Source organism: Nostoc sp. C117 (genome assembly GCF_043099735.1).
GTDB lineage: Bacteria > Cyanobacteriota > Cyanobacteriia > Cyanobacteriales > Nostocaceae > Nostoc.
In genome coordinates this window covers 5,336,886-5,349,102 of the sequence record NZ_CP170991.1, presented here as the reverse complement: position 1 = coordinate 5,349,102, position 12,217 = coordinate 5,336,886, and the positions used below count along the sequence as shown (strand labels likewise).

7 protein-coding genes are annotated in these 12,217 nt (G+C 40.4%); 4 read left to right on the top strand and 3 right to left on the bottom strand.

Features of this window, described 5'->3' with window-relative positions; genetic code table 11:
• Positions 1-627, bottom strand: a complete 627-nt coding sequence (locus tag ACFG4S_RS22970) for a hypothetical protein (protein WP_392531298.1) — start codon at positions 625-627, stop codon at positions 1-3.
• 1,070 nt (positions 628-1,697) lie between these two features.
• On the opposite strand from ACFG4S_RS22970, the gene ACFG4S_RS22965 reads away from it, so the two are divergent.
• The 4 genes from ACFG4S_RS22965 (at position 1,698) to ACFG4S_RS22950 (ending at position 9,318) form a co-directional block, all read left to right on the top strand.
• A complete protein-coding gene (locus ACFG4S_RS22965) occupies positions 1,698-3,161 on the top strand; it encodes a substrate-binding domain-containing protein (RefSeq protein WP_392531297.1) in 1,464 nt (487 codons plus the stop codon).
• A 698-nt stretch (positions 3,162-3,859) separates the two neighbouring features.
• Positions 3,860-7,807, top strand: coding sequence for a DUF4114 domain-containing protein (locus ACFG4S_RS22960; protein WP_392531296.1), 3,948 nt, complete (start codon positions 3,860-3,862; stop codon positions 7,805-7,807).
• 727 nt (positions 7,808-8,534) lie between these two features.
• Positions 8,535-8,957: a hypothetical protein gene (locus ACFG4S_RS22955; protein ID WP_392531295.1), complete on the top strand. Its 423-nt coding sequence runs from the start codon at positions 8,535-8,537 to the stop codon at positions 8,955-8,957.
• A 127-nt stretch (positions 8,958-9,084) separates the two neighbouring features.
• A complete protein-coding gene (locus ACFG4S_RS22950) occupies positions 9,085-9,318 on the top strand; it encodes a DUF3134 domain-containing protein (RefSeq protein WP_392531294.1) in 234 nt (77 codons plus the stop codon).
• 170 nt (positions 9,319-9,488) lie between these two features.
• Here ACFG4S_RS22950 and ACFG4S_RS22945 read toward each other — a convergent pair whose 3' ends face one another.
• A complete protein-coding gene (locus ACFG4S_RS22945) occupies positions 9,489-10,820 on the bottom strand; it encodes a murein transglycosylase A (protein ID WP_392531293.1) in 1,332 nt (443 codons plus the stop codon).
• A 59-nt stretch (positions 10,821-10,879) separates the two neighbouring features.
• Positions 10,880-12,214: a proton extrusion protein PcxA gene (locus ACFG4S_RS22940; protein WP_392531292.1), complete on the bottom strand. Its 1,335-nt coding sequence runs from the start codon at positions 12,212-12,214 to the stop codon at positions 10,880-10,882.
• Positions 12,215-12,217 lie beyond the last annotated feature (3 nt).

Below are 12,217 nucleotides of genomic sequence, written 5' to 3'. Positions count from 1 at the left end.
TTATTTACTGCTATCGCCAATTACAAAGCGTGTGAGTACATCAGCAATGGTAACAGCTACAACGACTAATAGGGGAGTTCTGGCAATGCTTTGCCAATCTTCATCTTTACGCACGGCGTTAATCACGCCAACCAGCGAAATTGCAATATATAGCAAGAAAAGCGCCCGTAATATATTAAATATCAAACTTACTGCGGCATTTCCACCATCATTATTTCCTGTTGAACCATCATTATTTGCTAAAGTTTTTTTGAAAAACTTTTCAGCTTCCCCGAAAAACTGTGCTTGTGCAGGGCTTGCAAAGTAGTCTAACCAAAATAAACTCAGGACGATCGCTGTTGCTAAGATTTGTAATAATATTAGCGATCGCCTTGGTAAATTCACCTGCTGCCCAATTTTATGTGTGATGACTGCAATTAAACTACCAACTAGTAAACAAAATAGCAGTATAGGACTTTTTAGGCTGATAACGCTTATAAATACAGCACAAGCAATCAAAAAAGGTACAGATTCAACCAGAATAACCAGACCGGATTCCAGTGCCAGTCTAAACTTATGAGATCCTTTGGCTGCACTACCAGTTAAAGCTTTGAAAAAGTTTCTCTCATGAGAACTTTGTCTAAACATTTGCTAATTTCCCTCTGGTGTACTATGAGTATTGGTTGTTTAAAATTTTACAGTTATAATTTTACATGATTTAATATTTATTTTTCATCGAATTATAAAGTTCTGTAAATTTTTAATTATACATAAGTTCGATCAATTTAAGTTAACACAATATTAATGTTTCTTTAAGCACTTGCTCATACATTGCATTTCGCAAAGCTTTTGGGAATTAGACATAGGAGTGAAAAAGAATGTAGAGACCTAGCACTGGTAGGTTTCTAGATAACGCATATTTAATTTCTGGAGATGTCTATTGTATCAACGTGAGTTTAATAGCTAGAATTTGACCTCTGTCTTGAATTACCTTTGATACGTCTGCCAAATCATGACGCTTGATGAATCGCTAACATTGTGTGCGATCGGTTTCAGGGGTGACATTTCTAATGTTGCTAACGCTAGATGCTCGTTTGCCTTTGGCATCTCCGTTTGGGAAAGCAGCGCTCTTTCATCCGATAAGTTAGGGATTTTGTCAACAGTATGAGCAAACTCATGTTCAGTTAATCACTCTGCGGTCTTAATGAAGAAATAGGGTGGGTTTCATCCTTTGATTTATAGCGCTTCCTAAGGAACTGAGTTAGAGCTTAACCTCAGTTGCTTGGGAAACGTTATCTATAATGATTCATTTGTCAAGCATAGAAGTGAAATTTAAATATCCATTTAACCATCTAATCAAAGGCTTTAGTAACCAAAAATATGGTATGGACAAAAATGGCGATATTTTACTCTGACGAGATTAATAAATACCACTACAAAACCATTTTTAAAAGTACTCTAAATACCCAAAATATGGTTAAAATTTTTAATCTATTGATAATGTAATCATTACCTTTACCTTCTACTGTTTGAATCTGTAGCAAGATATTTTATTTGCCCTACATTACTCATGCTTTAGTGTAACTTTCGAGTTATTAATTATCCTTAATAACGCCATTTTCTTGTGCTTATAAAAGGTCATTGATAAGTCGTCAGTTTCACAACTGATTTTGATTGTTCTGGGTGTTGAAACCTAAATTAATTTCCAGGAGCTTGACATGGTTTTATATCGCACATCAAATAAATTGACAAGTTCAGTTTCTGTACTTGCCATCACAATTGCTTTAGTAGCAGGTCAATCTGCTACTCAGAAATCTCTAGCTCAGTTCGCCACCAGTCCTGCTATTGCACCAGCAGTCTCTGTAAATGGTGCAGGTGCAAGCACTTTAAATACTTTGTTTGTTGGTACAGGAGAGACGAATCCATGTCCTTTTGGCTCAAAAGGCTCATGGTTAAACGTTTACGGTGTTGGTAACCCTCCATCCCTCAATAACGATTTAGCTGCAATCACCAACAATTGCCCAGTTGGAACCTATGGTCCAGCAACTACGAGTTCCACATTTAGATATGCTCCAGTTGGTAGTGGCGCAGGTGTAACAGCTTTTTTCACTCAAACCCCACCATCAGTACCCGCTGGTACACCAGCTCTTAATAATCTTACCATTTTACCCCCAGTCTCTTTTGCAGGTACTGACGACCCCTTAGCAGGAACAGACATAGAACGAATAGCTACTGGCACCCCCAATAGCGGAAAAGCCATTCAAGTACCTGTAATAGGTGTTGGAATCGCATTAGCTTTCAACCGTACTGGTCTTAATGTACCAGCAACAGGACTTAAGTTTTCCAGACCTACTTACTGTGCTATTTTGAACGGCACGCTGACAAATTGGAACGATGCCAGAATTAGAACAGATAACGGTGGCGCAGTAATTTCAGCCAATTTACCCCTCAAATTTGTACGTCGTAGTGACAATAGTGGTAGCACTTTTGTTTTAAGTACTCATCTCAATACTGCATGTAAAACTACTGGGACTCCAGGGCTTCCAACCGCTGCAGTATGGAATAGAGGAGTGGGTTCCATAAGTACTTCAGGCACTGTACCCCCAACACCACCAGCCAATACAGTTGTTTGGCCAACCACTTTCCTCTCAGCCTCAGGAGGTGGAGGTGTAGCTACTACGATCTCAACGACTTCTGGTGCAATTGGTTATGTAGATAGTGCTACACGCTTGGCTAGAAGTCTACCTGCTGCATTCTTAAAAAACAAATCAGGTGCTTACGTTGGTTTAACATCAGGAACTAACACTCCAGTAGTAACTGGAATTCAAGCCGCTTTAAGTGCTGGAACCATCGTAAAATATGGTACTGCTCCCAATAACAGACTGATTAGAATTGATGGTTTGGCCGATCCAACCGCCGCAGCTGCTTACCCGATTTCCACAGCAAGTTATTTGTTATTTTATGACGTATATGGAGGTACTAACGGTACTGCCATATCAACTAATATTAGAGGCTTCATCAACTGGGCTTTAGGAGCTACACCTACCACTAACCCCACTGCGGACGCCATAGCTACAGTTCGTGGATATGCTCCTCTTCCCACTACCATTAAAACTGTGTCGACAACTGTTGTGAATACTTGCGTAAATACTACTTCTGGTTCTTCTCCTTGCACTCCTTAGGTTTATAAATCGACCTACCAAGCTATTGGAGAATTCAGTTGTTAATTCTCTTGGCATATATTAACGATCGCTAGGACGTTGCTGAATTTAATTAGGATTTACACATTGAAACCTCAAAGCCTGATATTCCTTAAAAATGGAAACTCTAAAACTCCCCTCTTTTTAAGCGAGTTGGCAAATAAATATGAAATTTCAACCTTCAATGCTGGAAACCTTTGTTTTTGTACCTTTGTGCAAAACCAAATTCATACTCTTAATCAGTAACGTCCTATTTCTGGGTTTGCTAAAAGTCTTGATAAGGATATGAAAATTATGCCTTAGGATTATATTTACAATCCTGAGGTTTTATTTACTTGGCAATACTAATTCTGGGTTTGTTTAGGAAAGAAAATCAGCATTTTAGGGCTTATATAATCTAAAAGTTAATTATTTAGGCATTGACAAAATAAGTCTTTTTAGACTTTTGGTAATTATTGTTTGGCAGGGGAAATTAATGAATTTCTCATACCACACATTTCCTATATAAAGATAGTATTTTTGTTGAAAAAGTACAAAGAAAAGGCTATTTAAGCACCCATATAATCAAAACATGAGATATGCAAAAATAATTTTCTTAACCCAAATTTTAACTAATCCTAATGTTATTTGTTTAAAAGTTTTACATCTACAATTCCTAACAACTAACATACGAAAATATCATGGCTGATCCATTATTCAACCTGTCGTCCTTGGACGGTGGCAACGGCTTTGCCATCAACGGCATTAATGCCAATGACTCCTCAGGGACATCAGTCAGTAATGCCGGAGACATTAACAATGATGGCATTGAGGACTTAATTATTGGCGCACCAATTGCCGGACAGAGCTACGTAGTATTTGGCAGCAGCAATGGTTTTGATGCCAACCTCAACCTCTCATCCTTGAATGGCAGCAATGGTTTTACTATTAACGGCAATGCCAGTAACTTCTCAGGTGGCTCAGTCAGTAATGCCGGAGACATTAACAATGATGGTATTGACGATCTAATTATTGGCGCACCAGGTGCGGCTTCGGGTGCAGGGCAGAGTTACGTAGTATTTGGCAGCAGCAATGGTTTTAATGCCAACCTCGACCTCTCGTCCTTGAATGGTAGCAATGGCTTTGCCATTAACGGTATTAATGGTGTTAACTCAGATGGCAACTCCGACTCCTCCGGCAAGTCAGTCAGTAGTGCTGGAGACATTAACAATGATGGTATCTCAGACCTAATTATTGGCGCACCGAGTGCGGCTTTGGGTGCAGGGCAGAGCTACGTAGTATTTGGTAGCAGCAATGGTTTTAATGCTAACCTCGATCTCTCGTCCTTGAATGGTAGCAATGGCTTTGCTATTAACGGTAATGCCAGTGATTTCTCCGGCTACTCAGTTAGCAATGCCGGAGACGTTAACAATGATGGTATCTCAGACCTAATTATTGGGGCAGAGGGTACAGGAAAGAGCTACATAGTATTTGGTAGCACTAACGGCTTTAATGCCAACTTCGACCTCTCGTCCTTGGATGGCAGCAACGGCTTTGTCATCAATGGTAATGCGAGTGATTTCTCCGGCGCCTCAGTTAGCAATGCTGGAGACGTTAACAATGATGGTATCTCAGACCTAATTATTGGCGCATACAATGCTGCTTCGGGTGCTGGACAGAGCTACGTGGTGTTTGGCAGTAGTAGCTTTAGTGCCACCCTCAATCTTTCAGATCTCAACGGTAGCAACGGCTTTGCCATCAACGGCATTAATGGTACTGACTCCTCTGGTTATTCAGTCAGCGCTGCTGGAGATGTCAACGACGACGGCATTGCTGACCTAATTATTGGTGCGCCTTTTGCCTTATCTAATGCCGGGCAGAGCTACGTAGTGTTTGGCAGCACCAGTGGTTTTAATGCTAGCCTTGACCTCTCCAACCTTGACCCCAACCAGGGCTTTGCTATCAATGGTATTAATGGCAATGACTTATCGGCTACGTCAGTTAGCGCTGCTGGGGATATCAATGGCGATGGTGCGGATGACTTGCTGGTTGGCGCACCTAGTGCTGTGTCTGGGGCTGGGCAAACCTATGTCATCTTTGGTACTCCACAAACTCCACAACCAGAACCACAACGTATATTCAACCTGTCGTCCTTGGACGGTGGCAACGGCTTTGCCATCAACGGCATTAATGCCAATGACTCCTCAGGGACATCAGTCAGTAATGCCGGAGACATTAACAATGATGGCATTGAGGACTTAATTATTGGCGCACCAATTGCCGGACAGAGCTACGTAGTATTTGGCAGCAGCAATGGTTTTGATGCCAACCTCAACCTCTCATCCTTGAATGGCAGCAATGGTTTTACTATTAACGGCAATGCCAGTAACTTCTCAGGTGGCTCAGTCAGTAATGCCGGAGACATTAACAATGATGGTATTGACGATCTAATTATTGGCGCACCAGGTGCGGCTTCGGGTGCAGGGCAGAGTTACGTAGTATTTGGCAGCAGCAATGGTTTTAATGCCAACCTCGACCTCTCGTCCTTGAATGGTAGCAATGGCTTTGCCATTAACGGTATTAATGGTGTTAACTCAGATGGCAACTCCGACTCCTCCGGCAAGTCAGTCAGTAGTGCTGGAGACATTAACAATGATGGTATCTCAGACCTAATTATTGGCGCACCGAGTGCGGCTTTGGGTGCAGGGCAGAGCTACGTAGTATTTGGTAGCAGCAATGGTTTTAATGCCAACCTCGACCTCTCGTCCTTGAATGGTAGCAATGGCTTTGCTATTAACGGTAATGCCAGTGATTTCTCCGGCTACTCAGTTAGCAATGCCGGAGACGTTAACAATGATGGTATCTCAGACCTAATTATTGGGGCAGAGGGTACAGGAAAGAGCTACATAGTATTTGGTAGCACTAACGGCTTTAATGCCAACTTCGACCTCTCGTCCTTGGATGGCAGCAACGGCTTTGTCATCAATGGTAATGCGAGTGATTTCTCCGGCGCCTCAGTTAGCAATGCTGGAGACGTTAACAATGATGGTATCTCAGACCTAATTATTGGCGCATACAATGCTGCTTCGGGTGCTGGACAGAGCTACGTGGTGTTTGGCAGTAGTAGCTTTAGTGCCACCCTCAATCTTTCAGATCTCAACGGTAGCAACGGCTTTGCCATCAACGGCATTAATGGTACTGACTCCTCTGGTTATTCAGTCAGCGCTGCTGGAGATGTCAACGACGACGGCATTGCTGACCTAATTATTGGTGCGCCTTTTGCCTTATCTAATGCCGGGCAGAGCTACGTAGTGTTTGGCAGCACCAGTGGTTTTAATGCTAGCCTTGACCTCTCCAACCTTGACCCCAACCAGGGCTTTGCTATCAATGGTATTAATGGCAATGACTTATTGGCTACGTCAGTTAGCGCTGCTGGGGATATCAATGGCGATGGTGCGGATGACTTGCTGGTTGGCGCACCTAGTGCTGTGTCTGGGGCTGGGCAAACCTATGTCATCTTTGGTACTCCAGAAACTCCACAACCTCCAGAAACTCCACAACCTCCAGAAACTCCACAACCTCCAGAAACTCCACAACCTCCAGAAACTCCACAATCTCTAGAACTGACAAACAGTGGTAATGATGTCTTTAATATCAAAGGTGACAATGATACCGTAACACTCAAGGTCTCTATCACAGGCAACAATTCTGCGTTGGTGAATGAATTGGGTGTATATAGTGTTGATGATGCTACAGGCAAAATTGACGGTATTGCTCCGGGGGAAGCAGGTTATGCCCGCAAAGCTTTAGAACGAGGACAGGTAATTCTCTCAGCTATTGCCAATGCACCTAATGGGTTCAGCAACAGTGCTTTAAATGGTTCATTAGAGTTTTCATCTGATACTAACCTGAGATTTTATTTAGTCAAAAACAGTACAACGGAAAATGTGCTAAGCAATGTCACACCAATCACTGATGTATTGTTTTCCGATCCGTCAAACCAGAAGATTACGAGTTTAAATAACAATGGATTTTCCTTGGCTTGGAAGGATGGTTCAGGTAATAGCACTAATGATTTCCAGAATCTCGTAGTAAAAATTCAGTCTACAAACGATCCATTACCTTTGGGTACAAATCTACAAGGTAAGCCACAAGGAGAATTGATTGATTTACGGGATGTTCAACAACGGGTGAGAGCTGATTTTGTTGTCAACCGAGAAGCTGCATTCAACAATTTCGTCGGATTCTATAAAGTAGCTGATGAAAATGGTGGTATTGATACCAACGGGGATGGTAAGGCAGATATTCTGGTTGGGCAAGCTGGTTATACCCAAGCGGCAGTGCGTCAGCGCGTTGCAGGGATTGACTTGTCAGTGAACAACCAAGGTACGGCAACTTTTACTGGCACTTTCGAGCCAGGCTCTATCTTTGCGCCATTCATTATTATTGATGGCAAGCCAGATACCATTTTAGATAGCAATCCTAATAACGATCCAGCAGTTTACTTCCCATACTTGGGTGCTAACACTGACAAAGTAGATCATATTCGTCTATTAGGGAATAATACCTTTGGCTTTGAAGATTTAGCAGGTGGGGGTGACAAGGATTTTAATGATGTTGTGATCCGAGCTAATTTGAGTATTGTCTAGGTACGGATTCAGAATTCAGAAGGCTTGGATAACTTGTTCTGTATACAATTTGCATTATGAGGGTGAGCAAGATGCTCGCCCCACAATATAAATATATATTGAAAAAATATTAGTGCAAATTAAAGGTGCAACACCTTATCCAAGCTTAATAATCAATTAGAAAATCAACAGACCATAGCAGACTTGATTTTCCCAGAATTCTAGATTATGACCGAAGAGAATTTGAGCTATTGGTAAACAATGCCCACCCTGGTTTATGAGATGATGCGATCGCCATCTGTATTGATGCATTAACTATAACTAACCTCAGTAACAATTAAAACTAGTTAAGAGGCATACTTAGTTAACTAAAAGTCATCATCGAATATAATCTTATTGTCCTTGGTGACCGAATATCTCTCTGTGAGAAGGGTTGTAAAATGTTCAACCGCCAACTATGCTATCATTGAAATATGTCGAGAAATATTTTCGGTCATCTTACTGACTAGATAGACACCTCTCCGAATCTAAATCTCTACACCCTTTGATTCTGGAGCTATTTTATGTCAGTAATTGACCTGGAAAATTTACTTTCGAGCATTCCGAAAATTAAAATTTTTAGCTAACTGAACTGTACTGGAATACTTCTTAAAAACGGATACATCTTAGCTGTATGTAAAAAAAATTCCAGACTTGAGGGTAAATAGTGTCAACAACGTAGATAGACATACGGATAAGATTTGAACTTATGCCAACAGATATAATTACCCGTCCTGAGTCACTTTCAGAAGATTGCTTTTTTACTTATGCCCTTGGGACTGATTTGCATGATACTAATTGCACAGCCCAATATTTACGCAGAATTAGGAAAGAAGATAAACCTTATATCGACATAGCTGTTTCTCCTAGACCTGGCTATCGATTTGAGGTTTGTCTTATCCCTGTTGAAGGGTTCGCTAAGGAAACAATATTGACAAAAGACGGATTTGCCAAAGCTTTAGGAGTTATTTGTGCTGTAGCTAACAAAGCTAGAAAGCGATTTCCTTCAGGAAATGGACAAGATATTGTCAGGTGTCAATTTAGTAACTTAGCTGATGCAGTAGCTGTAGCTAACAGATTGTCTGCCTTACCCTCAAACATGTATGAAACTGTCGTCAAAGTGGCAAATTAGCCTAAGTAAAAACTTAATTGTTCATATTTAATCCGATGATTCAAGGCTTGTGATTCAAGACTTTTAACCGGAATTGGACAATTTTCCTGTTTGTGCTAGTGATTCGTAATTCAAAGTGAGTTTTTTTATGCCTACAAGTCCTTTACATGAAGAACCTCGTAACCAACGAGCGCCCGTAATTCGTACAAGTAATGAATTTATTCTTTTGGAATGGTTAAAGTCAACTGGTCGTCTCATAGAGCGCGAACATCAAGAATCTGAGTATTTAAATGAAGTAGAAGAAATTTCTGAAATGATAGATCTTGATGATATTCCTTACGATCATGATGATGACGATGCGGAGATGGATTTAGAAGCCTAGTACTGCAAGGCGTAATTCGTAATTATGATTGCGTAAGGGTTCTAAACATTTCAAATGGGTGGTTTATTTACGCCGTGCAGGACTAGTAGCAGTTTCGGTAATTTGTAATTCTTAATTACCATACCGGAAATAAATAGAGATAATTTATCGGGTAGCACTGCTTTGCTACCCTATTTCAATAATAGATAAAATAACTGTCCGTTACTAACTGTGATCCCGGCGCGATCGCCAGCAATTTTACCGGTACCTAAAAAATAATCTACTCTACCTGCGCCTTTAATTGCGCCTCCGGTATCTTGGTCAAGAACATAGCGGCTAACAATGCGCTCAGCCATTTTTCCGGTAGGATTAACAAAGGGAATAGAAGCACGAATCAACGCTAAAGCACCAGGTGGCATGAGAGACTTATCGGTAGCAATAGAACGCTCTGCTGTTAGTGGTACGTTGATAGAACCTTGAGCTGGTTCACCGTGGTTTTCTTGAAAAAAAACAAAGCTGCGATCGCGGGGAATATAAGTATTTAATTCTTGGGGATGTTTTTGAAAAAATTCGAGAATAATTGGCATAGTTATGCCTTTTAGCGGTAATTTTCCATCATCCACTAATTCTCTGCCAATACTTTTGTAATTATAAGCAGTATTCCCTGCATAACCTATGGTTGTTTGAGTACCATCAGTTAATTGCAACCTAGCTGAACCTTCAATTTGAACTAAATATGGTTCCAGGCGATCGCGCAACCAAAACAATTCTAATCCTCGCAATTTACCTTTTGCACCTTGTAAACCATCTGCTCCTTCTAACTCTAGGCGTGTAGGATGAGGTTTAGACCAAGAGTCGAAGTCAGGAGGTAATCGATAAACAGGATAGCGATATTCTAATGTGGGGACGCGACTGGCTGCGTAAAGCGGTTCATAATAAGCGGTAAATAAAACATTACCTTTGTTATCTTTACCAACTGATTGATAATAAATAAATTCCCGTTCTATGGCTGTATGCAATTCTCTTGCAGAATTAGTTTTTAAGAGAATTTCTCGGAATCTTTGCAAACTTTTGATTACGCGATCGCGGTTAATTCCAGCTACCGGATAGTTTTGATAAGCAGCCACAGCATTAGCTGTTTGTAGATATTGTAAACTGCGAGCGATCGCTGTCAATAACTCCTGCTTATCTGGAACTTCATTTGGGAATTTTTCATTTTGAATTTTGAATTGTTTATCTGCTATTTCTCCATAGAGAGCTTCATCCAGACAAGACGCATCACTTTGACAACAAGTAACGGGTGTTCTCTGCAACAATACTGCTTTTTGCTTTTCAGCTGTCAAAGACACTGGTATATCCCACTTTTTTACCCGACATTCTGGCGGACTGAGTTCACGATGCGCCAAAGGTTTTATCTTCAAGCAAGAAATTGACAGAACCACAAGTAGGCTGATAGGAATAAATTTGCTCAATTTTCCTACAGAACGTTGTGCGATCGGTAACGAGGCAAATATCTTTTTCATGAAAATGCAAATCTTATTGAGCGATAAATTGCTCATGTGCAATGCTTCATACCCATTACCTATTCATTCATATTACGGTAAGTCGCAACTGCTGAAGGTGATATGCGATTCAAATAGCGGAAGATCCAGTATTTGAAAATGGTATCTAAAATCACTGGAAATGTCGCAATAAATAAGAAAATAAAATCTCGATTTGCTGGTAATCCCCAATGGCGTGATATACCTTCTAGGAGTACTTCCCAGCCATGAGGAGAGTGAAATCCAACAAATATATCGGTAAACAAAATGATAATAAATGCCTTGGCACTATCACTAAGTCCATAGACAATATGATCGAAGAAATCTTTAATTACAGCAATAGAAGACTTGCTGACGACCATCAGCCAGATAAAAGCAGCCACCGAGAAAACATCTGCAAAAACATTTTGAATTGCATTAGAGCTTTCACTCCGAAATTCTTCAGCAACCTCCATCGCCTTATTTTTCAGTTCTGTTTCCATCACTTCCGGCGACAGTGGAGGGGCATTTGTAATTAGATTTTCAAACTTCATTCTTTCTTCAAATCTTTGTACTTCTTCTAGCGCCTCCTCTTCCATTTCTGAGTTGATAAATATTTGCACCTGCTCGGTGTTTCTAAAACGTTCAAGAAATGGTCCGACGATGAAAGATTTTGCTATTTGATGCGTCAAAAGTGGTACTATAATTAAAAGTAAAATAAATCTAATTGATATTATTGTTCTTCTTTGAGCTTGACGAAAAGTCTGAATGACTTCTTCTTCCGAATTAGGGTCTAATTCAACTTGCAAACGACTAATTGTACTTAAAATAGAGCGGGGTAAAACACCTGTTGTATCGGTTTTACCCTTTGGTTTTTTATCCGATTTTATCTCTAAATCTTTAGTCGGTATTTTGGGAGGTAACGTTGGAGTAATTGCTGAATCAACGGGTGCGTTTGGAGCTTTGACTACTATAGCTTTAGAAGTTATTTGTTCAGGAAGTACTGTGTATTTAGATATAACTCGATCGATAAAGTTGAGCCTTTCTAAAACGAAGGAAGCACTTAGGTATTCTATACCTGTTTTCTGAGCAGCTTCTTGATTTTCTTCATTGAGAAACCAACGACTTGCTTTAAACTCTGTAAGCCGCATCTTGACAAGTTTTAATAGCTTGTTTAAGTCGGATTCAAAATAATCCATCACACTATTACTATACTTAGCTGACCGAGTGTCTATTTTATTACCATTAAAATGCTTGTCTTCTATTTCCTGAATCTTTAATGCTGCTTCGTAAGCCTCATGTAAAGAACGTTCAGGAGTCTGTAAGTACCATCGATAAGCAGCAAGTAAGAAAGAATAGATTTTTTGGCTAAGAATAGAGTTTTTCATTGGAGACAATGG